Source organism: Levilactobacillus tujiorum, from assembly GCF_012641185.1.
GTDB lineage: Bacteria > Bacillota > Bacilli > Lactobacillales > Lactobacillaceae > Levilactobacillus > Levilactobacillus tujiorum.
In genome coordinates this window covers 43,238-68,713 of the sequence record NZ_JAAXLK010000012.1, presented here as the reverse complement: position 1 = coordinate 68,713, position 25,476 = coordinate 43,238, and the positions used below count along the sequence as shown (strand labels likewise).

At 46.5% G+C, this 25,476-nt stretch carries 27 protein-coding genes; 20 read left to right on the top strand and 7 right to left on the bottom strand.

Features of this window, described 5'->3' with window-relative positions:
- The first annotated feature begins 55 nt into the window (after positions 1-55).
- The 19 genes from HF569_RS07340 (at position 56) to lepA (ending at position 19,526) form a co-directional block, all read left to right on the top strand.
- The gene (locus HF569_RS07340) at positions 56-331 is read left to right on the top strand and encodes a hypothetical protein (RefSeq protein WP_168849020.1); all 276 of its coding nucleotides are present in this window, start codon (positions 56-58) and stop codon (positions 329-331) included.
- Positions 332-458: 127 nt separating this feature from the next.
- Positions 459-932, top strand: coding sequence for a ribosome maturation factor RimP (gene rimP, locus HF569_RS07335; protein ID WP_168849021.1), 474 nt, complete (start codon positions 459-461; stop codon positions 930-932).
- A gap of 23 nt (positions 933-955) precedes the next feature.
- Positions 956-2,206: a transcription termination factor NusA gene (gene nusA / locus HF569_RS07330; protein ID WP_168901911.1), complete on the top strand. Its 1,251-nt coding sequence runs from the start codon at positions 956-958 to the stop codon at positions 2,204-2,206.
- A 27-nt stretch (positions 2,207-2,233) separates the two neighbouring features.
- Positions 2,234-2,530, top strand: a complete 297-nt coding sequence (gene rnpM / locus HF569_RS07325; protein ID WP_168901910.1) for an RNase P modulator RnpM — start codon at positions 2,234-2,236, stop codon at positions 2,528-2,530.
- Entirely contained in the window at positions 2,523-2,828 is a 306-nt protein-coding gene (locus HF569_RS07320; RefSeq protein ID WP_168901909.1) for a L7Ae/L30e/S12e/Gadd45 family ribosomal protein, read from the top strand. Before rnpM ends, HF569_RS07320 begins: the two co-directional genes overlap by 8 nt.
- 47 nt (positions 2,829-2,875) lie before the next feature.
- The gene (gene infB / locus HF569_RS07315; RefSeq protein ID WP_168901908.1) at positions 2,876-5,290 is read left to right on the top strand and encodes a translation initiation factor IF-2; all 2,415 of its coding nucleotides are present in this window, start codon (positions 2,876-2,878) and stop codon (positions 5,288-5,290) included.
- A gap of 18 nt (positions 5,291-5,308) precedes the next feature.
- Positions 5,309-5,659 carry a 30S ribosome-binding factor RbfA gene (gene rbfA / locus HF569_RS07310; RefSeq protein ID WP_168849026.1) on the top strand — a complete coding sequence of 117 codons (351 nt, stop codon included), beginning with the start codon at positions 5,309-5,311 and terminating at the stop codon, positions 5,657-5,659.
- Positions 5,660-5,792: 133 nt separating this feature from the next.
- Positions 5,793-6,701 carry a tRNA pseudouridine(55) synthase TruB gene (truB, locus tag HF569_RS07305; protein WP_168901907.1) on the top strand — a complete coding sequence of 303 codons (909 nt, stop codon included), beginning with the start codon at positions 5,793-5,795 and terminating at the stop codon, positions 6,699-6,701.
- A 24-nt stretch (positions 6,702-6,725) separates the two neighbouring features.
- Positions 6,726-7,676 (top strand): riboflavin biosynthesis protein RibF, encoded by a 951-nt coding sequence (gene ribF, locus HF569_RS07300; protein ID WP_168901906.1) that lies wholly within the window; start codon positions 6,726-6,728, stop codon positions 7,674-7,676.
- A gap of 243 nt (positions 7,677-7,919) precedes the next feature.
- Positions 7,920-8,957 (top strand): heat-inducible transcriptional repressor HrcA, encoded by a 1,038-nt coding sequence (gene hrcA, locus HF569_RS07295; RefSeq protein WP_168901905.1) that lies wholly within the window; start codon positions 7,920-7,922, stop codon positions 8,955-8,957.
- A 20-nt stretch (positions 8,958-8,977) separates the two neighbouring features.
- Entirely contained in the window at positions 8,978-9,565 is a 588-nt protein-coding gene (gene grpE / locus HF569_RS07290; RefSeq protein WP_168849030.1) for a nucleotide exchange factor GrpE, read from the top strand.
- A 34-nt stretch (positions 9,566-9,599) separates the two neighbouring features.
- Positions 9,600-11,474 carry a molecular chaperone DnaK gene (dnaK, locus tag HF569_RS07285; protein WP_168849031.1) on the top strand — a complete coding sequence of 625 codons (1,875 nt, stop codon included), beginning with the start codon at positions 9,600-9,602 and terminating at the stop codon, positions 11,472-11,474.
- A 126-nt stretch (positions 11,475-11,600) separates the two neighbouring features.
- A complete protein-coding gene (gene dnaJ / locus HF569_RS07280) occupies positions 11,601-12,749 on the top strand; it encodes a molecular chaperone DnaJ (RefSeq protein ID WP_168849032.1) in 1,149 nt (382 codons plus the stop codon).
- A 300-nt stretch (positions 12,750-13,049) separates the two neighbouring features.
- Positions 13,050-13,199, top strand: coding sequence for a teichoic acid D-Ala incorporation-associated protein DltX (locus HF569_RS07275; protein WP_168849033.1), 150 nt, complete (start codon positions 13,050-13,052; stop codon positions 13,197-13,199).
- A 51-nt stretch (positions 13,200-13,250) separates the two neighbouring features.
- On the top strand, positions 13,251-14,780 hold the full coding sequence (gene dltA / locus HF569_RS07270) for a D-alanine--poly(phosphoribitol) ligase subunit DltA (protein WP_168849034.1): 1,530 nt from the start codon (positions 13,251-13,253) through the stop codon (positions 14,778-14,780).
- Complete coding sequence (gene dltB, locus HF569_RS07265) at positions 14,780-15,988, top strand: D-alanyl-lipoteichoic acid biosynthesis protein DltB (protein WP_168901904.1); 1,209 nt, start codon at positions 14,780-14,782, stop codon at positions 15,986-15,988. The genes dltA and dltB overlap by 1 nt, the downstream gene beginning before the upstream one ends.
- A gap of 37 nt (positions 15,989-16,025) precedes the next feature.
- On the top strand, positions 16,026-16,259 hold the full coding sequence (gene dltC / locus HF569_RS07260; protein WP_168849036.1) for a D-alanine--poly(phosphoribitol) ligase subunit DltC: 234 nt from the start codon (positions 16,026-16,028) through the stop codon (positions 16,257-16,259).
- 3 nt (positions 16,260-16,262) lie between these two features.
- Positions 16,263-17,552 carry a D-alanyl-lipoteichoic acid biosynthesis protein DltD gene (dltD, locus tag HF569_RS07255; protein ID WP_168901903.1) on the top strand — a complete coding sequence of 430 codons (1,290 nt, stop codon included), beginning with the start codon at positions 16,263-16,265 and terminating at the stop codon, positions 17,550-17,552.
- 141 nt (positions 17,553-17,693) lie between these two features.
- Positions 17,694-19,526: a translation elongation factor 4 gene (gene lepA / locus HF569_RS07250; RefSeq protein WP_168849038.1), complete on the top strand. Its 1,833-nt coding sequence runs from the start codon at positions 17,694-17,696 to the stop codon at positions 19,524-19,526.
- Positions 19,527-19,639: 113 nt separating this feature from the next.
- On the opposite strand, the gene HF569_RS07245 is transcribed toward lepA, so the two are convergent.
- The 6 genes from HF569_RS07245 to HF569_RS07220 form a co-directional block, all read right to left on the bottom strand.
- Complete coding sequence (locus HF569_RS07245) at positions 19,640-20,776, bottom strand: tyrosine-type recombinase/integrase (protein ID WP_168901902.1); 1,137 nt, start codon at positions 20,774-20,776, stop codon at positions 19,640-19,642.
- Positions 20,777-20,867: 91 nt separating this feature from the next.
- On the bottom strand, positions 20,868-21,548 hold the full coding sequence (locus tag HF569_RS07240) for a hypothetical protein (protein WP_168901901.1): 681 nt from the start codon (positions 21,546-21,548) through the stop codon (positions 20,868-20,870).
- Positions 21,549-21,562: 14 nt separating this feature from the next.
- Positions 21,563-22,132: a hypothetical protein gene (locus HF569_RS07235; protein ID WP_168901900.1), complete on the bottom strand. Its 570-nt coding sequence runs from the start codon at positions 22,130-22,132 to the stop codon at positions 21,563-21,565.
- A gap of 23 nt (positions 22,133-22,155) precedes the next feature.
- Positions 22,156-23,388: an SHOCT domain-containing protein gene (locus HF569_RS12690; protein WP_408610791.1), complete on the bottom strand. Its 1,233-nt coding sequence runs from the start codon at positions 23,386-23,388 to the stop codon at positions 22,156-22,158.
- 31 nt (positions 23,389-23,419) lie between these two features.
- Positions 23,420-23,836 (bottom strand): ImmA/IrrE family metallo-endopeptidase, encoded by a 417-nt coding sequence (locus HF569_RS07225; protein WP_168901899.1) that lies wholly within the window; start codon positions 23,834-23,836, stop codon positions 23,420-23,422.
- A 10-nt stretch (positions 23,837-23,846) separates the two neighbouring features.
- A complete protein-coding gene (locus tag HF569_RS07220; protein ID WP_168901898.1) occupies positions 23,847-24,215 on the bottom strand; it encodes a helix-turn-helix domain-containing protein in 369 nt (122 codons plus the stop codon).
- A 174-nt stretch (positions 24,216-24,389) separates the two neighbouring features.
- Between HF569_RS07220 and HF569_RS07215 the strand changes: the two genes are divergently transcribed.
- Positions 24,390-24,635: a helix-turn-helix transcriptional regulator gene (locus tag HF569_RS07215; protein ID WP_168901897.1), complete on the top strand. Its 246-nt coding sequence runs from the start codon at positions 24,390-24,392 to the stop codon at positions 24,633-24,635.
- A gap of 14 nt (positions 24,636-24,649) precedes the next feature.
- On the opposite strand, the gene HF569_RS07210 is transcribed toward HF569_RS07215, so the two are convergent.
- A complete protein-coding gene (locus HF569_RS07210; RefSeq protein ID WP_168901896.1) occupies positions 24,650-25,357 on the bottom strand; it encodes a hypothetical protein in 708 nt (235 codons plus the stop codon).
- Between the last annotated feature and the right edge of the window lie 119 nt (positions 25,358-25,476).

The following is a 25,476-nucleotide window of genomic DNA, read 5'->3' as shown; positions in this document are numbered from 1 at the left end:
GAATCGAAGAACCATTATTAAGCGGACTAAACGACAACGAAAGCGGGTGTTCACCATGCTACAGCGGTTTGCACGATTACCAGACGGTTGGTTGTTTCTGGCAGGCTATTGCTTGATTGGTTTAGGTTATGTGTTGTTTGGCTTGGTATCAACTGTCGCGGCGGTGCCATTCTTGGCAGTCGTCATTGGCTATTTCCTGATTGCGTTCATCCTGACCGTGATTAAGGCAATTAGCTTGAAGGAAATGGCACTGAATCGGTTAAACTTATTGGTTTTTGAATTCATTACGATTGCGGGATTTATTTTACTACTGTTTACTTGCGAGCAGTAGGCGGCACGATGGTTGCAATCCCGCGTGAAATGTAGTAAAGTGAGTCTTGTAGTTAAACTCGTTTTTTAAATGAGTGAGCAGTTTCTGCTCACTCTTTTTAATGGAAAAATGTAGGAGGCGGAATTCTTTGAGTACAGTCGTCGAGAACGTGACGGCCCTGGCCCAGCCAATTGTGGCGCATCATCAGTTTGAATTAGTTGACGTTGAATTTGTCAAGGAGGGTAAGAGCTGGTACCTACGGGTCTACATTGATAAGCCCGGGGGCATCAATATTGAAGAATGTGCGATGGTGAGTGATGAGTTGTCGGAAAAGCTCGATTCACTTGATCCAGATCCCATTCCCCAAGCCTACTTTCTTGAGGTTTCTTCACCGGGTGCAGAGCGACCACTGAAGAAGCCCGAAGATTTTGAACGAGCCGTGGGCGATTACATCCACGTCTCTTTGTACCAAAAGATTGGTCAGAGCAAAGTCTATGAGGGCACGTTAGAAGAGTTACGTGACGATTCTCTGGACTTGACGGTTAATTTGAAGGGACGCATTAAAACGCTGACGATTCCGCGTGATGCGATTGCCCAGGCCCGGTTAGCAATCAAGTTCTAACTAAATAAGGAGCGAAACATAACATGAGTAAAGAATTATTAGGTGCGCTTGACGTCCTGGAGACGGAGAAGGGCATCAAGAAGTCAATCGTCATTGAGGCGTTGGAAGCAGCGCTGGTTTCTGCTTACAAGCGAAATTATGATCAAGCACAAAACGTTGAAGTTCAGTTTGATCAGAAGAAGGGTGACATTCACGTCTTTGCTGTGAAGAAGGTCGTGGATCAAGTCTACGATTCACGGTTGGAAGTTAGCCTGGATGATGCCCTGGCAATTAGTAAGGGTTATGAAATTGGGGACGATATCAAGTTTGAAGTTACCCCTAAGAACTTTGGGCGGATTGCGGCACAGACGGCTAAGCAAGTCATTTTGCAACGGGTCCGTGAAGCAGAACGCAACATCATTTACGATCAATACAGCCAGTATGAAAATGAAATCATCACGGGTGAGGTTGAACGCCAAGACTCACGCTTCGTTTACGTTAGTCTAGGCAAGGTTGAAGCGGTCATGGGCCGTCAAGATCAAATGCCTAACGAAACTTACCGGATTCATGATAAAATTAAGGTTTACGTGACGCGCGTTGAAAATGCGACGAAGGGTCCCCAAGTGTTCGTTAGCCGGACTCATGCTGACCTGCTGAAACGCCTGTTTGAACAAGAAGTGCCAGAAATTTTCGATGGTACAGTCGAAATCATGGCCATTGCTCGTGAGGCCGGCGATCGGGCTAAGGTTGCGGTTCGTTCAAACAACCCAGACATTGATCCAGTTGGGACCAGTGTTGGGCCACGTGGTCAACGGGTACAAACGATTGTGAATGAACTCGGCGGTGAAAACATGGATATCGTCGAATGGACGGATGACGAAGCTAAGTTCATCGCGAATGCTTTGAATCCTGCAGAAGTATTGGACGTCATCTTTGATCCAAACAACGAACGGGCTTGCCAAGTCATCGTCCCCGACTATCAGTTATCCTTAGCCATTGGTAAACGGGGCCAAAATGCCCGTTTAGCCGCTAAGTTGACGGGTTATAAGATTGATATTAAATCAGAATCCGAAGCATCTGCTATAATGGAAGCTGATCAGGCTGCCGCTGACCAACCAACGTCTGCTGACGATGCGCCTACTGATGATGTCGATGCATCAGCAGTTAGTGATGACACACCCGCTGACGATGCATCAACTAATGATGTACCAGCTGATGACGAATCAACGACGGCTGAAGTAGCAGATACTGATTCAGCAGCGGACACGACGGCTGACGATTCAACGGCTGAATAGGCCACATCTAAAGGAGGGATTGGTCCCATGAAACAACGGAAGATCCCCATGCGCAAGGATATTGTGACTGGGGAAATGGCACCTAAGAAGCAATTGGTTCGGGTTGTTCGTAACCAGGACCAAGAAGTTAGTGTTGACCCAACCGGTAAGAAATCGGGACGTGGTGCCTACATCTCTTTGGATGTGGACATCGCCAAGCGGGCCAAGAAGGAACGGACCTTTGATCACGTCTTTGGCGTTAAGATTGAAGATGCCTTCTATGATGATCTCATTGCGTATGTAGATCATCAACAAGCACGACGGGAATTATTCAACAATGACTAATTCGGCGCGTGTTTTACAACTTTTGGGATTAGTCCGGCGAGCAGGCAAACTGGTTACCGGCGAATCCTTCGTTATGGCGGCGGTTAGAGATGGTTCTGCCAAGATGGTTTTTCTTGCATGTGATGCGGGACAGACCAGTCAGAAACAATTTCGCGACAAGACGACGAGCTATAACGTTCAGTTAAATGAAGATTTTACGAAGGACCAGTTGAGCACGGCCATTGGGTCGGCGCGCACGGTCATCGCAATTACCGATCCGGGATTTGTCCGGAAGTTACAACAATTACTTGCTAAGTAGCCACCTGACGTTCTCGTGATCGGCAGAATACAAAGGAGTGTGAAGATATGGGGAAAAAGCGAATTTATGAACTCGCCAAAGAAATTAATGTCTCCAGTAAACAGATCATTGCGAAAGCCGAAGAAAAGGGCTTTCCGGTGAAAAACCACATGTCAACGCTCGGCGAGAACGAAGAACGTCAGCTCCGCGAAGCATTTAGCAAGCGACCAGCGGGGAAACCAAACAAGAGTCAACCCGCCAAGCGACCAGCCGTAGAAGCGGCGCGGCCGGCAGGTCAAAAGAACGATCACCCTAAGACTAGTCACAAGCCTAGTTCTCAGGGAAATAGTAGTCGGCCAGCTAATCATGGACAAAGTGGTCAGAATGGCAACCAGCAGGCGGCCAACCACGCTAATCATAGTGGTAGCCGTAGTCAACAGCGTAGTACCAGTACCAACAATAAAAATAATAATGGCCAGTCCGGGAAGCAGCACACTGAGCAACATCATTCCGGAACCGGCAGATTTGGTGGAAGCTTGAATAATAATACAAATAATAGTAACGGCCGGCGTGGTAGCAATGGCAACAGTCGTGGGGGCCGGAATAACCGGAACAACCGCAACAATCGCCGCCGTAATAACAATAATAATCGTTACAAGAAGAATCAACGGATTAAAGACACTAATCAACACAAGGGCGCGCCAGAACGGAAGAACAAGGCTTTACCTGAAGTCTTAGTCTATACGGATGGCATGAATGCCCAAGATTTAGCTAAGATCTTACACCGTTCTTCAGCTGAAATCGTGAAGAAACTCTTTATGCTCGGTGTGATGGTTAACCAAAACCAATCCTTGGACAAAGATACCATTGAAATCTTAGCGGATGACTATGGCATTCAAGCACAAGAAAAGGTGCAAGTCGATGTAACTGACTTGGACAAGTTCTTCGACGCTGAAATGGAAAACAAGGACCATTTGGAAACCCGGGCACCAGTGGTTACCATCATGGGTCACGTTGACCACGGAAAGACGACGTTGTTGGACCACCTGCGTCACTCACACATTACTGAGGGTGAAGCCGGGGGAATTACGCAGGCTATCGGTGCCTACCAAGTTCACTACAACGACAAGTCCATTACTTTCTTGGATACGCCAGGGCACGCTGCCTTTACTGAAATGCGGGCACGTGGGGCTGAAATCACCGACATTACGGTCTTAGTGGTCGCTGCGGATGATGGTGTGATGCCACAGACCATTGAAGCCATTCACCATGCTAAGGCTGCCGGCACGCCAATCATCGTGGCGGTTAACAAGATTGATAAGCCAGGGGCTAACCCGAACCACGTGATGGAACAATTGACGGAATACGAATTGATTCCTGAAGACTGGGGTGGCGACACCATCTTCGTTGAAATCTCAGCGAAGTTTGGCAAGAACATCGATGAATTGCTCGACATGATCTTGTTACAAGCAGAAGTGCTGGAATTGAAGGCCAACCCAGAACAAAATGGGGTCGGTTCTGTTATCGAAGCTCGGCTGGATCAAGGTCGCGGTTCCGTGGCAACGCTGCTGGTTCAACAAGGAACCTTGCACGTGGGTGATCCCATCGTTGTCGGCAATACCTTTGGTAAGGTCCGGACGATGACCAACGAACGTGGGCGTCGGATCAAGGATGCTAAGCCATCTACGCCAGTTGAAATCACTGGGTTAAACGATGTTCCAGAAGCTGGGGATCGGTTCGTGGTCTTTGATGATGAAAAGACGGCGCGGGCTGCCGGTGAAGAACGGGCAAAGGAAGCCTTAGTTCAAGAACGGAAGAACACGAGTCACGTGACGTTGGATAACCTCTTCGATTCGCTTAAGGAAGGCGAAATGAAGGAAGTTGACGTCATTATCAAGGCCGATGTTCAAGGGTCTGTTGAAGCCTTAGCGGGTAGCTTGAAGAAGATTGATGTCTCCGGCGTTCGGGTCAACATCATTCACTCTGCTGTGGGGGCCATCAATGAAAGTGATGTCACCTTAGCGGAAGCTTCCGATGCCATCATCATTGGGTTCAACGTTCGGCCTACGCCACAAGCACGGGCTCAAGCGGATAGCGACAAGGTTGATATTCGTTTGCACAACGTCATCTACAACGCCATCGATGAAATCGAGACGGCGATGAAGGGGATGCTGGAACCAACCTACGAAGAACAAGTGACGGGTCAAGTTGAAGTTAAGGATATCTTCCATGCTTCCAAGGTCGGCACGATTGTTGGTGGGATGGTCACTGAAGGCTACATTACGGCTGATGCTGACGTCCGGTTAATTCGTGATGGCGTGGTCATTTACGAAGGTAAGCTGGGTAGTCTGAAGCGTTTCAAGGACGACGTCAAGCAAGTTAAGATGGGTTATGAATTAGGATTAACTATCGAGAACTATAACGACATCAAGGTAGACGATGTAATTGAAGCCTACGTGATGAAGGAAGTTCCCGTTAAATAAAAATCGGAGGCAAACGTCATGGCACAATATCGAGTTGGCCGGTTGGAGCAAGAAATCCAACGGGAAGTTACGGATATTCTCCTAAAACGTGTCCGCGATCCGCGGGTCGAGGGCGTCACCGTTACCGGCGTGGAAGTCACAGGTGACTTGCAGCAGGCAACGATTTACTATAGTATTTTATCGGATAAGGCCTCATCTGTGGAGAAGACACAGCAAGGCCTGAAGAAAGCTACGGGACTGATTCGATCTGAATTAGGATCACGCTTGAGCATCTATAAGACGCCAGAGCTGACCTTTGAACAAGATCAATCTGTTCGCTATGGTAGCCGGATCGATGAACTGCTAAATGATCTCCACCACCAAGAGTAAGGCTCGCGGTGCTTGAGATAGAGGCGTTGGTCCAAGTGGATCAACGCCTTTTTATGTGCTGAGCACGCGTCATCGTGGTCTAGCGCGTTAAATGAAGATTAAAGTTTCGGTATACAAGAACGGAGGATGCGAGATGGATGGGATTATTCCGCTTTATAAGGAACGTGGTCTGACGAGTTTTGACTGCGTTGCCAAGTTACGCCACATTCTGCATACCAAAAAGATTGGTCATAGCGGGACACTCGATCCCAGTGTGGATGGTGTGTTGCCGATCTGTGTGGGGAGTGCGACGAAGGTGGTTCCTTACCTCATGGCCTCAGGTAAGGTTTATAAGGGCACGGTCACACTAGGGCTAGCGACGACTACGGAGGACTTGGACGGCGACGTGATCACACGGCAGCCCCTGGCAACACCGTTTACCCGGGAACAATTGGTCGCCGCGGCGGCCACTTTAACGGGGACAATTCAACAAACGCCCCCCATGTATTCAGCCGTAAAGGTGAACGGCCGCAAGCTCTATGAGTATGCCCGTGCGGGAGAAACGGTGACACGACCTACCCGGACAATTACAGTGACGGCGTTTAATTTGGTTGAGGCCGGCCACTTTGACGAGAAACAGGGGACGCAGACCATTGCGTTTGAGATTGCCTGTTCTAAGGGCACTTACGTCCGGACGCTCGCGGTGGATCTGGGACGTCAGCTGGGGGTTCCCGCGGTCATGGCATCGTTGACACGGCTGAAGAGTGGTGGCTTTGAGTTAGACCAAGCGGTGACCCTCGCCCAGGTGGAAGCAGCGATGGCCGCTGATGACCTGTCAGCGATTTTACGGCCGATTGACTATGCACTGCAGGACTATCCCCACGTTGCCTTGTCGGATCGTCTCTGGGGATTAGTCAAAAACGGGGTCTTTCTAGATGAAGACCAGGTAGGAAGTACCGCGCCCACGGTGGCGTTGACCTATCAGGGGCAGACTAAGTGTTTGTACCAGTACCTACCTGAGGAAAAACAGTATAAGCCGCTGAAAATGTTTGCGGTAAATTAAGATTTAAGAAAGAGGCGGCTTGTCATGGAAGTTATTCGAATACATCACCCCCTTGATCCGCGCCAGATTCCCGATGATCCAGTCGTATTGGCGATGGGATTCTTTGACGGGGTTCATCGCGGGCATCAAGCAGTGATTAAACGGGCCAAGGCTATCGCGACGGCCAAGCACGTGAAACTGGCGGTGTTGACCTACGATCATCGTCCAGCATTGGTCTATCGTCCACTCACGGGTGACGATCGGAAGTATCTGAGTACGCCCGAACGTAAGCTTCAACAGCTGGATCGCTTAGGTGTGGACCGAGTTTTCTTGGTCAGCTATACAGGCGACTTTTCGGCGCAAACGCCACAGGAGTTCGTGGACCATTACTTAGTGGCATTTCACACAGTGGTGGCCGTGGCTGGATTTGATCACACCTATGGCAAAAAAGACGTGGCGACGATGACCCGCTTGCCCGCCTATGCGCAGGGACGTTTTGAGGTTGAGACAGTAGCTAAAGAGGCCAGTGATCGTGAGAAGATTAGCTCGACCCGGATTCGTCAAGCCATGAGAGATGGCGCGATTGATGACGCGAACAATCTATTGGGTTACCTCTATCGGTCGACGGGTGTCGTTGTCCACGGGGAAGCCCGGGGACGGACGATTGGGTTTCCCACGGCGAATGTGTTAACGCCAGAAAATGAATGGATTCCAGGAATCGGTGTCTACACGGCCCGGCTCAAGGTCGGCGCGATCTGGTATCCGGGGATGATTTCAGTCGGACGTAACGATACGTTCGGCGATAACCGACCGATCACGGTTGAGATGAACCTCTTGGACTATCAAGGCAACCTGTATGGTGAAAACGTTGAGGTTGAGTGGCATCATCGCTTGCGAGGACAAGTTAAGTTTACCTCCGCAGAGGACTTAATCACGCAGCTGCAAAAAGACGAGGTGGCGACGCGGGACTACTTCTCACAAGTGGCTGCCGATTAAATCGTTGACGAATGATGTCAGCTACCCTAAGCGGAAGAAGAGTCGAGGCCTAGACCTCGACTTTTTTAGTGGTCTTATTTAGCGAATAGCCATGGCATAGGGCTAAATTGCCAAAATTAGCACTTAATTGTGGAGATTGCTAATTTTTCTACCAGATTTCTTGACTTCAAAACCCGGTTTTGCTACATTATATATGTGTCTTAGCACTTGATTAGTTTGAGTGCTAAAAAAGGGGTGATTGTGATGCTTTCAGAAAGACAAATGATGATTCTGCGAGCCGTTGTCCGTGACTTCACCAACACCGGTGTTCCGGTGGGGTCTAAGGCATTAGCCAAGCAGTTACCCATCCACGTAAGCTCAGCGACAATTCGCAACGAGATGGCAGCTCTGGAGGAACAAGGGTTGATTAAAAAGACGCATTCCTCTTCTGGCCGAATTCCTTCGGTCGAGGGCTACCGGTATTATGTTGATCATTTGGTCAAGCCAGATCCATTGCGGCCCAACGATATTGATGTGATTCAATCCTCCTTGGGCGGTGATTTTCATAAGATTGATGAGATCATCTCACAATCGGCGACGATCTTGTCTAACTTGACGAGCTACACAGCGTTCACGTTAAAGCCAGAATTAAAGGATAGCCGGCTCAGTGGGTTCCGCTTGGTTCCCTTGGGCAAGCGTCAAATTATGGCCATTCTCGTGACGGACAGTGGCGACGTTGAGAATCAGACGTTTGATGTTGCCGGTGACGTTGATGGTGAGCAACTTGAAGCGGTTGTCCGCTTGATCAATGATCAACTGGTGGGATTGACTTTACCGGAAGTCTTGAAGAAATTACAAGCTGATATTCCTGTTCAAATTGCCAACTATCTTCAGAGTCCCCAAGGATTCTTGGATATCTTTGGTGACGTGTTGACGCGGGCCGCTCAGGAGCGGTTCTACGTTGGTGGGCGACTCAACCTACTGAACTTTTCGCAGGATAGTGACGTCGATTCATTAAAGTCACTATATTCATTGATCGATAAGACCGATGATATTGCCAGTGTTTTAGGGCAACCGAGTGATAAGATTTCAGTCCGAATTGGTAATGAAATGACCAATGACGCCTTGCGGAATTTCAGTTTAATTACGGCGACCTATGACGTTGACCAACACGGTCAAGGGATGATCGCCATTCTAGGACCCACGCGAATGCCATATTCTCGAATGTTGGGAATCGTTGGGGCGTTTCGTGAAGAGCTCGCGAAAAAACTATTAGATTATTATCGGTTTTATGACGAGTAAAGAAAGGGAGGTTTTTTATCGTGGCTGACAAGCAACAAGCATCCACCGATGACCAAACTGCGGCAAAGGCCGCCACTACTAAGCCAGATTCCAAGGCTGAATCGGCGAAAGAAGCAGCACCCAAGAAACCGAAATTTGCGAAAAAGGTTGCGACGGCTGCTGAGGTCGATGAACTTAAGCATAAGGCCAGCGACTTTGAAGACAAGTACCTGCGGGCTGAAGCCGAGGTTCAAAACATGCAGGCGCGTTTCCAAAAGGAACAGGCAACTTTGATTAAGTACGACGGTCAGCAACTGGCCAAGGATGTGCTCCCTGTCATTGATAACTTGGAGCGTGCGCTAGCGGTAGAAGCAACGGACGAAACGGGGAAACAGCTGAAGAAGGGTGTTCAAATGACCTATGATCATTTGGAAGACGCTTTGAAGCGTAACCACGTGACTGAGATCGAAGCGATTGGGAAGACTTTCGATCCGACGTTGCATCAGGCTGTTCAATCCGTACCTGCAGAAAAGGACCAAGCCGCTGAAACGGTGGTCAAGGTTCTACAAAAAGGGTACCAATTGAAGGACCGGGTCTTACGACCAGCAATGGTTGTCGTTGCACAATAAAACAAACAAAAAACTAATAAAGAGGGAATTTTTGATGGCAAGTAACAAAATTATCGGAATTGACTTAGGGACGACCAACTCAGCCGTTGCCGTTCTTGAAGGTAGTACCCCGAAGATTATCGCGAACAAAGAAGGCGCTCGGACGACGCCATCAGTTGTTGCGTTTAAAGATGGCGAAACTCAAGTTGGTGAAGTTGCCAAGCGGCAAGCCATTACCAACCCTAACACCATTTCATCTATCAAGAGTCACATGGGTGAAGCGGGCTACAAGGTGACGGTTGATGGCAAGGACTACACGCCACAACAAATCTCCGCAATGATCTTACAACACTTGAAGTCATTCGCTGAAGATTATATTGGTGATACGGTTGAAAAGGCGGTTATCACGGTACCTGCTTACTTCAACGATGCCCAGCGGCAAGCCACTAAAGATGCTGGTAAGATTGCCGGTTTAAACGTTGAACGGATCATCAACGAACCAACGGCGGCTGCCTTAGCTTATGGTTTGGACAAGCAAGACAAAGATGAAAAGATCATGGTTTACGACCTTGGTGGTGGGACCTTTGATGTTTCCGTCTTAGACTTAGGTGACGGTGTCTTTGATGTCTTATCAACTAATGGTGATACTCACTTAGGTGGGGATGACTTTGATAAGAAGATCATGGACTGGTTAATCGCCGACTTCAAGCAAGAAAACGGTGTGGACTTGTCCAAGGACAAGATGGCATTGCAACGGTTGAAGGATGCTGCTGAAAAGGCCAAGAAGGATCTCTCCGGTGTGACGGAAGCTCAAATTAGCTTGCCATTTATTTCCGCTGGTGAAAACGGCCCATTGCACTTGGAAAAGTCATTGAGTCGTGCTAAGTTCAATGAATTAACGGCGGACTTAGTTGAAAAGACGCGGATCCCAGTTGAAAATGCTTTGAAGGATGCTGACTTGAAGGCTGGCGACATTGATGTTGTCATCTTAAACGGTGGGTCAACGCGGATTCCAGCCGTTCAAGAAGCCGTTGAAAAGTGGACGGGTAAGGAATCTAACCACTCCATCAACCCTGATGAAGCCGTTGCTTTAGGTGCCGCTGTCCAAGGTGGGGTTATCACCGGTGATGTGAAGGACGTTGTTTTACTTGATGTTACGCCATTATCCTTGGGTATCGAAACCATGGGTGGTGTCTTCACGAAGTTAATCGACCGGAACACGACGATTCCTACCAGCAAGTCACAAGTCTTCTCAACGGCCGCTGATAACCAACCAGCAGTTGATATCCACGTCTTACAAGGTGAACGGCCAATGGCTGCTGACAACAAGACGTTGGGTAACTTCCAACTTGCTGACATTCCTGCCGCACCTCGTGGGGTTCCTCAAATTCAAGTTACTTTCGATATCGACAAGAACGGGATTGTTAACGTTTCTGCTAAGGATATGGGAACGAACAAGGAACAAAAGATTACCATCAAGAGTTCCGGTGGCTTGTCCGATGAAGAAATCGACAAGATGATGAAGGAAGCTAAGGAAAACGAAGCTGCCGACAAGAAGCGTAAGGAAGAAGTTGACACGAAGAACGAAGTCGACCAATTACTCTTCCAGACCGATAAGACGTTGAAAGACGTTAAGGGTAAGGTTTCTGACGATGAAATCAAGAAGGCTGAAGATGCTCGTGACGCCTTAAAGAAGGCTCAAGAAGCCAACAATTTGGATGACATGAAGACCAAGAAGGATGATTTGACGAAGATTATCCAAGACTTGTCTGTCAAGTTGTACCAACAAGCACAACAAGCTCAAGGCGGCGCTGATGGTGCAGCCGGCGCAGCGGGTGCTGATGGTGCCAAGACTGATGGCAAGGACGGCGACACCGTTGACGGTGACTTCCATGAAGTCCATGACGATGACGACAAGGACAAGAAGTAAGCGTCTCATGTCTCGTCGTAAGTAGTAAGGGCAAAAAGTCAGAGTCCGTGGGGCTTTGGCTTTTTGTTTCGAGTATGCTATTCTTACTAGTAGCGAAAAATTTCGGAACGGATTGGGAGGAAAACGATGGCGCAATCGGACTTATATGGTGTATTAGGTGTCTCAAAGGATGCCAGCCAAGAAGAAATTAAGAAGGCCTACCGGAAACTGTCTAAGAAGTATCATCCGGACTTAAACAAGGCGCCCGACGCGGCAGACAAGTTTAAGGAAGTTCAGGATGCCTACGATGTCTTAGGCGATCCGGATAAACGGTCAAACTACGACCAGTACGGATCAGCCGATGGTCCACAAGGCTTTGGTGGCTTTGGCGGCGGAAACGCCGGTGGCGGCTTCGGTGGTTTTGGCGGTGGCGGCGGTTTCGACGACATCTTCAACCAATTCTTTGGCGGCGGTGGCGCACAACGTAATCCTAACGCCCCTCGACCTGGCCGTGATCTTCAGTATCAAATGACGTTGAAATTTGAAGAAGCGATCTTTGGTAAGAAGACCAAGATTAAGTACACGCGTGAAGCACAGTGTCATACCTGTGGTGGAAACGGTGCTAAGCCAGGTACTTCACCAGTTACTTGTCATCAATGTGGTGGGTCAGGCTACGTTACAACCGAGACCAACACGCCGCTGGGCCGGATGCGGAGTCAACAACCGTGTCCAGTATGTCATGGGACTGGGCAAGAGATTAAGGAAAAGTGCCCAACCTGTGGTGGTTCTGGTCATGAAGAAGAACAACATGAAGTTGAAGTCAAGATTCCTGCTGGGGTCGATGACGGTCAACAGATGCGGTTACAGGGTCAAGGTGAAGCCGGCCGTAATGGCGGCGGCTACGGGGATCTCTTCATTATTTTCCAAGTTACCCCTAGCAAGGACTTCCGACGTGATGGTACGGAAATCTACTTTGATCAACCCATCTCCTTCGTTCAAGCAGCATTGGGCGATGATGTGACGGTTAAGACGGTCCACGGAGATGTCAAGCTGAAGGTACCGGCTGGAACGCAGGGTGGTACCACGTTCCGCTTACGGGGCAAAGGTGCGCCACGGCTCCGGGGCAACGGCAACGGTGACGAACACGTCACGGTTAAAGTGTTGACGCCGAAGAGCTTGAATAAGGGCCAACGGGATGCCTTACGTGACTTTGCTAAAGCCAGTGGTGAGACTGTTACGGGTTCTGGCAAAGGTAACTTATTTAACAAAATGCGTGATAAATTCAATGAAAATTAGCTTGTGGGGCGAAGTCCTCAAATAGCTAATCTATCAAGGCTGCTGAAGGTTTCAGCAGCCTTGTTTTATGAAAAAATCTATAATAGACATTATGAAAGAAAAAGAAAACGTTAAGGTTGAGTAAGGTTGATTGCAATCCGGTTTTAGCAATGATACTCTCAACTTACAGGGAGCGCAGTTTGACTGCGGAACTCCTCACCACTAAGCGTGGATTCGTCGAAAATATAACACGCTTAGTGGCTGCGATCGGAAGCTGGTTTTGGGGGACGAATCAACCAGCAAAACTTGGGGGTGAAATTCATGAGAGCAAAGTGGTTGGCACTCTGGCATCAACCAGTAGTGGCATTTGTCGGTTGGACGGCATTTTACTTTGTAATTTTGATGGTTTTGGTTTATTTGTATGGTTATAGCGGTTTGAATAACTCGACGTTTATTTACAACGAGTTTTAGGTCTGGGGACAACTAGCTAATAACCAGAAATTCTTCTGGGGGGGATATGGAATGATAGAAAATATGATCACTGCGATTGATCAGTTTGCGACGAGTGAGCCTGACCGCATCGCGTACGATGATCTTGGACGTACGAATACGTATGGTGAATTAAAACAACGCTCTGACGCTTTGGCCGCCCACTTGGATGCGATGCAATTACCAGCACATGCGCCCATTTTAGTTTACGGCGGTCAGACCTTTGATATGATGGCGACCTTTCTGGGCGTTGTGAAGAGCGGCCACGCTTATGTGCCAATCGACACGCATTCGCCACTTGAACGGATTACCACAATTAATGAAATCGCACAGCCGGCCGCAGCAATTGCGGTTAGTGCGCTGCCAACCACGTTAGCAGAGACACCAGTCTTGACGGCAGAAAATTTACGGACGATCTTTGATGGTCCGGCAGTTGACTACCAAGTTGACCATGCCGTCAGCGGTGATGACAATTACTATATTATCTTTACGTCCGGAACCACGGGGAAACCTAAGGGCGTTCAAATTTCACACAAGAATCTATTGAGCTATGTCAATTGGATGCTGAGCGACGACTTTGCGCTACCTGCTCAGCCACGGGCATTATCACAGGCACCATACTCGTTTGACCTGTCCGTGATGGACTGGGCACCAACCTTAGCAAGTGGTGGGACCCTGGTGGCCTTGCCTAAAACGGTCACGGATAATTTCAAGCAACTCTTTGAGACTTTACCGGATATGGATCTGGACGTATGGGTCTCAACCCCATCCTTTATGGACATTTGCTTGTTGGAGCCCACTTTTGATGCGGCCCACTATCCACGACTCAGTCGGTTCTTGTTCTGTGGTGAAGAGTTGACGCACGCCACGGCACAAGCCTTGCACGATCGGTTCCCAGCTGCGCGGATATTCAACACGTATGGGCCAACTGAGACCACGGTTGCGGTGACGCAAGTTGAAATTACGACAGAAATTTTAGCCGATTACCCACGGCTACCCATCGGCTACGTTAAGGCGGATACAGCGATTAGCGTAGTGGATGATCAATTAAACCCAGTACCTGCGGGAACTGAAGGAGAAATCCTCATCAGTGGTCCGTCGATGTCGAAGGGCTACCTGAACAACCCTGATAAGACGGCTAAGGCGTTCATCACGGTTGATGGTCAGACGGTTTACCGCTCTGGGGACTTGGGTGTGCAATTAGCAAACGGCTTGATCATGTACCGTGGTCGCACTGATTTTCAAATTAAGCTCCACGGGTACCGGATTGAATTGGAAGAAGTCAATCATTACCTGTCACAAGAAGACCACATTCAAGTTGGCGTGGCCGTACCACGGTATGACCGTAACCACAAGGTGAGCCAACTGATCGCTTGGGTAGTACCGAGTGAACATGACTTTGCCAGTGAATTAGACCTTACGAAGGCGATCAAGGATAATTTACAAGGTGGCGATATGATGGAATACATGATTCCACAGCGCTTCGTGTACAAGGACAGCCTACCGATGACCCCCAACGGCAAGGTCGATATCAAATCAATCATTGCTGAGGTCAATCAATAATGTTGACATTTGAACCGTACGGCAACCCAACGTATTTCGCCTTGTTGGGAGTGGCGTTATTGCCACTGATGATTGGTCTTCTGTACGGCAAACGGTCACGGCTCTACGAAACGTTAATTTCAATCTTCTTTCTGGTCTTAACCTTTGGTGGGTCCAAGTGGACTCAAGGGGTGGCCTTGATAATTTACATTTTGTACGAGGTAGTCTTGACCTGGGGGTATGCCGTTTATCGGAAGAATCATAATTCGGGACCGTTCTTTTACCTGATGGTGATTCTCGCCATTGCGCCATTGACAATCGTTAAGGTGACACCCGCGGTTGAAAATGGTCAGGCGTCACTGATCGGTTTCTTAGGGATTAGTTATTTGACCTTTAGAGCCGTTCAGACGATTATGGAAACACGGGATGGCACATTAAAGAACTACAACCTCATGACGTTCTTGCAGTTCATGTTGTTCTTCCCAACCATCTCTTCCGGGCCAATTGATCGTTATCGGCGGTTTGAAGCAGATTATCGGTCGGTACCGGATCGGGAAAAGTATCTGGGGATGTTGCAAAAGGGAATTCGCTACTTGTTTGTCGGGTTCCTGTACAAGTTCATTCTCGCGTACTACTTTGGGACGATTCTCATGCCCAAGTTACAATTGATGGCGATGCACTCTAGGGGCGGGTTCTTGGATCTGTCTTGGCCATTGATTGGCTATATGTACGCTTACAGTGCTGATCTGTTCTTTGACTTTGCCGGTTACAGTTTGTTCGCGGTGGGGACCTCATATATCATGGGGATTGAAACACCGATGAACTTCAAGCAGCCTTGGCGGTCACCGAACATCAAGGACTTCTGGAATCGTTGGCACATTACGTTGTCGTTCTGGTTTAGAGATTTCATCTACATGCGCTTGGTATTCTGGTTCATGAAGCATAAGATCTTTAAGAAGCCAACAACGACCGCGAATGTCACTTATATCATTAATATGCTGGTCATGGGTTTCTGGCACGGGGTAACGTGGTATTATATTACCTACGGGCTATTCCATGGGGTCGCATTGATGGTGAATGACATGTGGTTGCGGTACAAGAAGAAGCACCGTCAGAGTGTGCCACACAATCACTTTACGCAAATCTTTGCGATTTTCTTAACCGCTAACTTGGTTTGCTTTAGTTTCTTAATCTTCTCAGGGATTTTGGATAAAGTTTGGTTTCAATAAAATTTAGAGGATTTATTTCATCGAGGGGGAAATAAAAATGGATATCAAAGCAACTGTATTAGACATTTTAAACGATTTAACTGGTAGTGACGTTAGTGGGGCAATGGACGACAACTTGTTCGACAGCGGCATCATGGATTCCATGGCTTCTGTACAATTATTGCTTTCACTGCAAAGTGAATTAGGGGTTAACGTACCAGTTTCCGAATTTGAGCGGTCAGAGTGGGACACGCCCAACAAGATTATTGCGAAAGTTGAAAGTCTGGCTTAGCCAATGGCAAAGCGATTACTACGGATTTTTGGTCCGTTAATTCTCGCAGCTATTCTGGTTTTTGCGGTGCTCGCTTCGCCGGTCACCTTCGGGTTTAAGCACATTAGTGCCACCCGGGAGCGGCAGGCGGCAGTATCGCTGTCACCCAATGTTTTACGCGGTAAGCATATTAAGGAAGCGGCGCTCAGTGATGGGTACGTACCATTCTTTGGCTCGTCAGAGTGGTCACGGATTGATCCAATGCATCCATCTGTATTGGCACAAAAGTATCACCGTGACTACCGGCCGTTTCTCTTAGGTGCCCGGGGGACCCAATCGTTAACGCAATTCTTCGTGATGCAAAATATTCAAGGTGAATTGCGTAACAAAAAAGCGGTCTTCTTCATTTCTCCGCAATGGTTCGTGAAGAACGGAACGCGTAAGGATGCCTTTGGCTTCTACTATTCACAATTACAGACGGCGGAATGGTTGACTCATTACCGTCATGATGCGATTGATCAGTATGCAGCCAAGCGGCTTCTGCAAATGCCTGCCGCACAATCCGACCATTTTATCTACGCTGCATTACAGCGGGTGGCGGCTGGTAAGTCACTGACGGGGTATCAACGGTTCTATCTGCAAACGCGGAAAAACATGTTGACGCAAGAAGATCAATTCTTCTCCGGCATTAACTTACCATCGCAAAACTTGAGTCGAGTGAACCGGCAAGCCAAGAAGTTACCCACTCATTACTCCTATTCGGCGCTGGATCAACTCGGTGGTCAGTTAGGGAAGCAAGCAACGGGCAATAATCGATTCCATATCAGCGATAAGTTCTACAATCAGGGACTGAAGCAGGAGATTAAGACTGGTAGCCTGAAAGGGTTCCAGAAGAACTTGTCTTACCTGAAGTCACCTGAATACAGTGACTTCCAGCTGGTTCTGGATCAATTTGCTCGGTTGAATACGAATGTTATCTTTATCATTCCACCTATCAATCAACGTTGGCAACGATATACCGGCTTATCCGAAACGATGCTGAAGCAGTTCGATCAAAAGATCCACTATCAGCTACAGTCACAAGGGTTCAATAACATTATTGACCTGTCGGATAAGGGGAACGTTCCGTACTTTATGACGGATACGATTCATCCCGGCTGGCGTGGTTGGTTAGCCATTGATCAGCGGGTAGACCCATTCTTAACTAAGAAGCAGGCCCAACCGCACTACAAGATCAATGACAAGTTCTACGATAAGCAATGGCAGCAATTGGGGCCAGCGCAACTCACGCAGTACGAAAACGAAACGAAGTAATCAGTTAAGGTCTGGGCAGTTTGCCCGGGCCTTTTGTGGTTAATGGCGATTTCGCCCGGCTAGCTTCCTTTTGGTTTGTGCTTACCGCAGATGGTTGGTATAATTGTCTGGACATGGTGTTTAAGAAAGTAGGAAATCAACATGGATCTTGAGAAATTAAAGAATCATCAAAAATATATTCGCAACTTTTCCATTGTGGCACATATTGACCACGGAAAATCAACGATTGCGGACCGTATCTTGGAGCTGACGGATACCATCTCCAAGCGTGATATGCAAGATCAGGTGTTGGATAGCATGGATCTTGAACGCGAACGCGGAATTACGATTAAATTGAATGCCGTTGAGTTGACGTATCACGCCCAAGACGGTCATGACTATGAGTTCCACCTGATTGATACGCCGGGGCACGTGGACTTCTCCTATGAGGTCTCACGGAGTCTGGCGGCGTGTGAGGGTGCGGTCTTGGTCGTCGATGCGGCGCAAGGGGTTGAAGCACAGACCTTGGCGAACGTTTACTTGGCCTTGGACGATGACTTGGAGATCGTTCCAGTCGTCAATAAGATTGATTTGCCCGCTGCCGATCCAGAGAAGGTTAAGGGCGAAATCGAAGATGTGATTGGCTTGGATGCCTCTGATGCGGTGCTAGCCAGTGCCAAGCAAGGCGTCGGTATTCCGGAACTTCTGGAACAAATCGTACACAAGGTACCGGCACCAACCGGTAAGTTGGATGCGCCCCTCAAGGCATTGGTCTTTGATTCCGTTTACGATGATTATCGCGGGGTCGTGATGAGTGTGCGGCTATTCGAGGGAACCGTTCAACCCGGAGATAAGATTCTGCTGATGAACAGTGGAAGTGAGTATGAGGTCACCGAAGTGGGTGTGAACTCACCTAAGCCGATTTCACGGGACTACCTGATTGCGGGTGACGTTGGCTACATTACGGCCAGCATCAAGGATATCGCGGACACGCGAGTCGGTGATACGGTCACGAACGCTGACATGCCGGCTGAAGAGGCGCTGCCAGGGTACCGGGAAATGAACCCGATGGTCTACGCTGGGCTGTACCCAACGGACAATGCCAAGTTAAACGATTTGCGCGAAGCCTTGGAAAAGCTGAAACTAAACGATGCTGCGTTGGAGTTTGAACCTGAAGCTTCACAGGCGTTGGGCTTTGGGTTCCGGTGTGGGTTCTTGGGGATGCTCCACATGGACGTCATCCAGGAGCGGCTGGAACGTGAATTCAATTTGGATTTGATTACGACGGCACCATCGGTTACCTACCATGCGTATTTGACGGATGGTACGATGAAGACGGTGGAGAACCCGGCGGAAATGCCGGAAGCGTCAGCAATCAAACGCATCGAAGAACCAATCGTCAAGGCGACGATTATGGCGCCTAACGATTACGTGGGGGCCGTCATGGACCTGTGCCAGCATCGGCGGGGGCAATTTCTGACGATGGAATACTTGGATGATTATCGCGTTAATATTATCTATAACATGCCATTGTCTGAAATTATCTTCGACTTCTTCGATAAGTTGAAGTCCAGTACGCGGGGATATGCCTCATTGGATTATGAGCGGAGCGGCTATCAGGAAGCTGATTTGGTTAAGATTGATATTCTGCTGAACGGTGATAAGGTCGATGCACTGAGCTTCATTGCGCACCGAACGTTTGCCGCACAACGGGGCCGGGAGATTGCGTCACGCCTGAAGGGAATAATCCCTCGTCAAAACTTCGAAATTCCCGTGCAAGCAGCGATTGGCGCCAAGATTATCGCGAGAACGACGATCAAGGCTTACCGGAAAGATGTGACTGCTAAGCTCTACGGTGGTGACCGAACTCGACGGATGAAGTTACTGGAGAAACAAAAAGTCGGTAAGAAACGGATGAAGGCTGTTGGGAAAGTGGATATCCCGCAGGAAGCGTTCATGGCCGTTTTGAAGACTGATGAGGATGAAACGAAGTAATGGCGCGGGTTTGTAGCAACTGCCTTTGCGGTTGACGCCCATTTGCCTACCATTTGCCGACGGAATTTCCCGCGTGTCGACAAAACTATAAAAATCTTGCAAATGATGCACTATCAGTCATTCTGATTGTGCATCATTTTTTCGAATATATCGACTGTTTCAGTCTTCATTTTTCGAGTAACGTGTGAGTACGTGTCCATAGTGGTTGCAATTCGTGAGTGTCCAAGACGGGCTTGTATTTCTTTGATATTAGCTCCGTTTTCTAGCAGCATGGTAGCGTGAGTGTGGCGTAAAGAGTGGAAATTAAATAGGAAGCCGAGATCCTTTTGAACTTTGTCAGCGTGGTATTTAATAGAGTACGGGGTGACCGGTTGACCATTTTCTTTTGTACATACAAAATTTGAATCGTAGTAGTATTTTCCATATCGCATTTTTTGCTCCATCTGGTCTTTTCGTTTCCGCTTAAGCAAGTCCACTAGTGACTGCCCAATTAAAATATTTCGATAGCTTGCTTGGGTCTTGGGAGTTGATATGATCCACTTCTTATCAAGTTGCAACATAGTCTGATGAATATCTATGGTATGTGCCTCAAGGTCGACTGCGTTCCATTCGAGGCCACAAACCTCACCACGTCGCATGCCAGTGCCAAATGCAATTTGCAAGGGGACATTGAATGGGTTAGAAAAGGGTGTCATATCCAAGATTTGTTGATATTGATCCATAGTAGTTATTTTCAGATCTTCGCGTGTTTTTTCAACCTGCTGGTCGTACTTTGGCATTTCGATATAGCTGGCGGGGTTCTCTTTGATGAGCTGATAGGGGAAAACAGCCATTTTGAATCCCTTACGAACGACAGTCATAATAATTTCAACACTATGCTTTGACAGTTCTGATTCTCCCAAATCATTCATCATTTTTTGAAGTGCCGCTGGGCCAATAGTTTTTAGCAAATACCTTCCCAGAACGGGATCAATATATTTATTGATGACATTTAAATAATTTCTTTGGGTGTTCAACTTAAGGTTTTTTTGAACATAGTTTTGGTACCAATACATAAAGTAATCATGGACACTCATGCTGTTGAGGTTAACCTTGACACCACCATTTTTGAATTCGCGCATGGCGGCTGCAGCTTCTGCTTTTGTGTCGCCACCGCAACGTTCGATACGCCGTCTTTTGCCATCTACATGCCCAGCTTCGAAAGAGTAGTACCACTTATCTCCACGTTTTCTCAATGATCCATCTGCCATAAAAATTCCTCCTTAAAATGTGTTGCTAGCACTTGATTCATATATGAACGTATGTTCTTTTGACTTGCTAAATAAAAGCCCAGTTGAGGGCCTAAATATTAGCCATTTGTTTTGAAAAATGGCTTACTAGTATTCCGTCTGATGGGTATCTCCAATTTTTCACGTTTTGCTTGAATGACTTGTCATGCTTTGCAAATCTTGCATAGTCAGAAGGATTTATGAAATACTCTTTAGCTGAATTATAAAAGGAATTAGGATCTCCACTTACTTGGTCGGTCTTTTCAGATCTATTAAAAACGACTAAACGAGAGGTCTCATTATCAATATCTCCATCTGAGTTAACGTAGTCATCTTTTGCGTAGAGAACAAGATCCTTTTTCTGCAAACTCATTCGATTGTATTGCTTGATGACTTTCATCGCCTGAGGGATGAAGTTATTGTCTCCCGATCCAGAACTCATAGTTACAACTATCATACTTTTTCTATCAGTTACCCTATCAACTGAAGATAATTTCTTAATTTCTTGAATATGGGATGAAGTGTCATCGTCGGAATTCGCAGAGCTTGAATTTTCACTCGAATTTGAATCGCTAGAAGACGATATAAGTACGGCTTTTGTATGATTATTTTCATGTGCTGATTTTTGAATTCCATTGTAAACCAACATAGCACCTATCAATCCCACAATAAAGACGGCAAATCCAATTCCCATCATCCAATAGAATCGGCGGTACCAATTTTTATCTGGGCCTGAAGAACGTTTCTGTGGCATAGAATTTCAACCTCCTATTCTTCGGCGTCACCACTATTTTGAACAAATTGTTTTTCAGAGATGATCATGACAGCATCTATTCTTGAGTTATCATTTGTACTATAAGTGAATTTACCGGCAACAATACCATCCACCATGAGCATATCATCCTTACGAATACCTGACTTGTTGGTTTCTACTACGAAAACGTGGTCGGAATTGGCGTTATCTTCGACGTAGTAAACATGTGTACTTGAATCAGTTGTTTCATCTGAGTCAAATACTTTTCCGGAAAATGTTTTAGCTTTACCAGTATATTTATCACGATTAGAAGATTCAGTAATATCTGAAAATCGTACGTTTGCATCGTTTTCTACTTGTTCAATCATGTCAGATTTACTAATACTTTTTGCTTTATCCAATGCGGAATCAATAGCTTTCTCAGATGGAGTCTGCGTTCCTTGATCAGCTTCTTTTGAGCTTGACGAAGCTGATGATGATTCAGAAGAGCTAGTAGAATTTCCACTACTGGATGCAGAGCTTGAGCATGCTGCTAGTGATACGGTCGCAAGTAAAGTCAATGTTAAAGTTACAAGCCTTTTCATGATTATCTCCTTATGTATTTATGCTATATTCCAAGCAACTGTTTCTTTTTAGCGTCAAACTCTTCTTGAGTGATGATCCCATCATCAAGAAGACCTTTGAATTTTCGAATTTCATCAGTAACGGATGTGCTACCTGAAGCTGTGGTATCACGTTCCTCCTTAGTGTCATACTCTGGAGATTCGTCGAGGTTGAACGATTCTAAAAATTTAGGATCATCTAGAAGATAGTACTCAACGACACCATGTCGTATTTGCGCAAATAAAGTTTCAAAGTCGTTTGTACCGATGAATCCGCGAATGGAGTATCCCTCATCGTAAGTAGATTCTTCAACTGTTTGTGCTACGGAAACAATATTATTTAAAAATTCACCGGCATCAACTCGCGTCTTGCCAGGATTGTCTTGATAGGATTTCCAAAGAGTCTCTAAGCTTAGATCACCATATTCGCTGTGGGGATGTAAGTCGAAAAAATTGTTGACGGTATCCAGTCGTGTTGACATCTGAGGATCTTTTCCCATTTTTTGAAGGAGCTCTTTGAGAGGCATTTTATCGCTTTGGTAATGACTATTGTTGGTAAGTGTTGGAGAGTCTAAGTCGCCAGTTATAAGTCTTGTAAGAACAATTGCAGCCTTTTCTCCTTCAAAAGTATCGCTGGTAAGATATACATCCTTACCTCTAGATTTCATCACACCGATACCATCTGTATAGGGGACTATATTTGCGATTGAACCATACATTACTTGAGAGACACTTCCGCTATCTTGAAGGAGCAGCATTCGCTTATTGGTGAATATTAAGGTTCCAATATGCTTAACTTTTAATTCAGTAGTAGTTTGACGTAGTGGTTTAACTGACCCCATTCGCCAATATACGCCTTTCATCAAGCGAACTCGACTTGTCACGCCACCATATAAGACGTTTTTAGTGCGAGTCACCGGTTCAATCCATTGAATATTGTCAGTCCTAGAAAACTCAAACTCATTATTCTTAGGTAAATATCCGGAAGGCTGTACAGCCCATGAATTCAAATCGACTTTTTTTAATTTTTCAAGATCCTCAGCGTTATTGCTGTCAGCCGTGTCGATATTGTCTTTTTCAGCGTTTGGTTGACCACTTGCGGAGTATTTACCGAACGCAAACCATATAACCAAGATAGCTCCAATTCCAAGTGTCCAAAGTGCGTATTTGTCTGGTAAATTGAAGCCGATTAGTGCGAAAATTGACGCGCCAATTAGCTTAAGTGAGTCAGAACCCATAAAGATGTCACTTCTTCCATATTAAACTTCATTAGTATTTTACGTTGTCGTAGGGGAGACCATACCGTTTAGCCAAGTCCTCATATGAATCCGGCAAACAGTCGTTATCTTCGATATAAAGCGCTCCCATTAGTGCTACTGAGAACTCATCAGCCTGCGTCTCAAGTTGTGAGTGTCCATGAGCACTGCTTACGTAGTACCCAACAAGACCTTCTTGCAGAATCACATGTCCTAGTTCATGGCCCATCACAAAATACTGATAGGGCTTATGTTTGATGTCTTCATTGAGCATGATAATGGGACGTTTTCCGAAATAAATTGTTTTTCCAAGTGGTAGCTTGTCGAAATAACACCATTCAACTTGTATATTCAACTTCTCAGCGATGACGAAGGGATTGGCGGTTTTGTAGCGATTAGTCACTGTCTTCACGACATTACTTATTTTCATTCAACAACACCTACTTCTTTTCCTTTTTCTTTTCGTTCCAGAAGATAGTCGCCATCGCTACCCGTACCTGAGCGTCTTGCTCAGGCGTCAAGTCGACACCGCCAAATGTCATTGAACCCTCGTTGGACTCGAGAAACTCTTTTAAATCTTTCGTATCTTCTTTAGTTACCCAAGCAGGAGTTTGGTCCTTACCTAATAGGTAATCTGCAGTTACAGAGAAACGATCAGCAATTTTGGTTAATGTTTTAAGATCGGGTTGGCGTTTTCCCTGTTCGTAAGAAGCAAGTGTCGTTTTGGCCATGCCAAGCTGGCTAGCCAGTTTTTCTTGAGTTAGTCCAGGTTCTTGTTTTCTCAATTCTTTGAGACGTTCTGGAAACATTAGCAAATCCTCCTATATATATGTATAAGGTTACTACGCGGAATGTGTATTTTAAATAAAAAAAGAAAAAATACGCAAAAAGAGTTTATTTGTATTGGCTAGGTACGCGATTTGTATTATATTAGTAACTGTAGTTAGTACGCGAATTGTACTACTTGAATTGGAGGTGAGACGATGCGAACTTGGATGAAAGAATGGCGGATATTAAACAACTTGACTCAGCAGCAAATGGCCGAAAGAATTGATATTCCAGAAACTACAATAGCATCTTATGAGCAAGGACATCGCACGCCAAGCGTTATGCGTGCCAAGGAAATGTCCAGGAGAATGAACACTCTGGACAAAAATGGACGCGTTAAGTGGACTTATTTTTTTGACGACAAGGTACACATTACGAGTACACCTGAGGAGGTGAGCTGATGGTTGCCACAGCATTACAAATCGTTGCCTTGTTTCTTAATGTCGTTACGTTGATCTTGCTTGTTCGGTACACGAGGGGGTTGAAATGATTTAGTCTTGTGCATCAGCGGCAGGGCTCGGCTGAAGGTAATTGATACTTTATCTGGTATTTCTGATGGAGATAGCCAATAAGAAAAACTAACAGTACTGTTGCCAAACAGTGCGGTTGGGACGTCGAAGTTATCGGAGCTGTGTTCGTTGTGAATTTGCATAAGCTTTTTTGGAGCTAAGAAATGAGACATTTGTTCCTCTTGATAACGAGTATTTTCTGCCCAGATATCATTATCTTCAGTAAGGTTAAGCAGGTCTGGTACTTGGATTTTTGAACTTTTACGATGATTCTGATGCCTGCTTTCTAGTTCCTTGAGTCTATTTAAATGATTTTGACGCCTTTCTTTTGCTTCTCGCTTATTTTTAGCTGTTTCGGCTTGATCAAAGTCGTATCCGTTATCGGAAATGACGCTTTTACCAGATCTCAAGACGACATTTGTAATAAGGGTTGTTCGGGGCGAAAGATTAGTAATTGAAATGATCAGCTTTACTGAGTCGTCATTCTCGGATTTTATCCAACGAAATGTGGGATGAATCGCAATATGGTTAAGCCAGATAGTAGTGATGAAGGCGATTATTGCAACGGACAAAGAAATTAGAGAAATTAGGTTTTGAGAAATAAATGTGTTCATGATGAACGCTCCCTTGTTGATGATTAGTCTAATTATCGCATAAGACAAAACATATGAGGAGGCGATCTGATGTTTGGCCTAGTTAGTTTCTTATTTCTAGCATGATTAGCAGCAGGATT

Coding starts and splice junctions, on each gene's coding strand:
- truB (WP_168901907.1), top strand. CDS start 5,793: ATGGATGGGATTATTCCGCTTTATAAGGAACGTGGTCTGACGAGTTTT.
- HF569_RS07210 (WP_168901896.1), bottom strand. CDS start 25,357: ATGAACACATTTATTTCTCAAAACCTAATTTCTCTAATTTCTTTGTCC.
- HF569_RS07245 (WP_168901902.1), bottom strand. CDS start 20,776: ATGGCAGATGGATCATTGAGAAAACGTGGAGATAAGTGGTACTACTCT.
- dltA (WP_168849034.1), top strand. CDS start 13,251: ATGATAGAAAATATGATCACTGCGATTGATCAGTTTGCGACGAGTGAG.
- ribF (WP_168901906.1), top strand. CDS start 6,726: ATGGAAGTTATTCGAATACATCACCCCCTTGATCCGCGCCAGATTCCC.
- rbfA (WP_168849026.1), top strand. CDS start 5,309: ATGGCACAATATCGAGTTGGCCGGTTGGAGCAAGAAATCCAACGGGAA.
- infB (WP_168901908.1), top strand. CDS start 2,876: ATGGGGAAAAAGCGAATTTATGAACTCGCCAAAGAAATTAATGTCTCC.
- rnpM (WP_168901910.1), top strand. CDS start 2,234: ATGAAACAACGGAAGATCCCCATGCGCAAGGATATTGTGACTGGGGAA.
- dnaK (WP_168849031.1), top strand. CDS start 9,600: ATGGCAAGTAACAAAATTATCGGAATTGACTTAGGGACGACCAACTCA.
- HF569_RS07215 (WP_168901897.1), top strand. CDS start 24,390: ATGCGAACTTGGATGAAAGAATGGCGGATATTAAACAACTTGACTCAG.
- HF569_RS07240 (WP_168901901.1), bottom strand. CDS start 21,548: ATGCCACAGAAACGTTCTTCAGGCCCAGATAAAAATTGGTACCGCCGA.
- dnaJ (WP_168849032.1), top strand. CDS start 11,601: ATGGCGCAATCGGACTTATATGGTGTATTAGGTGTCTCAAAGGATGCC.
- HF569_RS07340 (WP_168849020.1), top strand. CDS start 56: ATGCTACAGCGGTTTGCACGATTACCAGACGGTTGGTTGTTTCTGGCA.
- HF569_RS12690 (WP_408610791.1), bottom strand. CDS start 23,388: ATGGGTTCTGACTCACTTAAGCTAATTGGCGCGTCAATTTTCGCACTA.
- hrcA (WP_168901905.1), top strand. CDS start 7,920: ATGCTTTCAGAAAGACAAATGATGATTCTGCGAGCCGTTGTCCGTGAC.
- dltC (WP_168849036.1), top strand. CDS start 16,026: ATGGATATCAAAGCAACTGTATTAGACATTTTAAACGATTTAACTGGT.
- HF569_RS07220 (WP_168901898.1), bottom strand. CDS start 24,215: ATGTTTCCAGAACGTCTCAAAGAATTGAGAAAACAAGAACCTGGACTA.
- lepA (WP_168849038.1), top strand. CDS start 17,694: ATGGATCTTGAGAAATTAAAGAATCATCAAAAATATATTCGCAACTTT.
- HF569_RS07235 (WP_168901900.1), bottom strand. CDS start 22,132: ATGAAAAGGCTTGTAACTTTAACATTGACTTTACTTGCGACCGTATCA.
- dltB (WP_168901904.1), top strand. CDS start 14,780: ATGTTGACATTTGAACCGTACGGCAACCCAACGTATTTCGCCTTGTTG.
- nusA (WP_168901911.1), top strand. CDS start 956: ATGAGTAAAGAATTATTAGGTGCGCTTGACGTCCTGGAGACGGAGAAG.
- dltD (WP_168901903.1), top strand. CDS start 16,263: ATGGCAAAGCGATTACTACGGATTTTTGGTCCGTTAATTCTCGCAGCT.
- HF569_RS07225 (WP_168901899.1), bottom strand. CDS start 23,836: ATGAAAATAAGTAATGTCGTGAAGACAGTGACTAATCGCTACAAAACC.
- HF569_RS07275 (WP_168849033.1), top strand. CDS start 13,050: ATGAGAGCAAAGTGGTTGGCACTCTGGCATCAACCAGTAGTGGCATTT.
- HF569_RS07320 (WP_168901909.1), top strand. CDS start 2,523: ATGACTAATTCGGCGCGTGTTTTACAACTTTTGGGATTAGTCCGGCGA.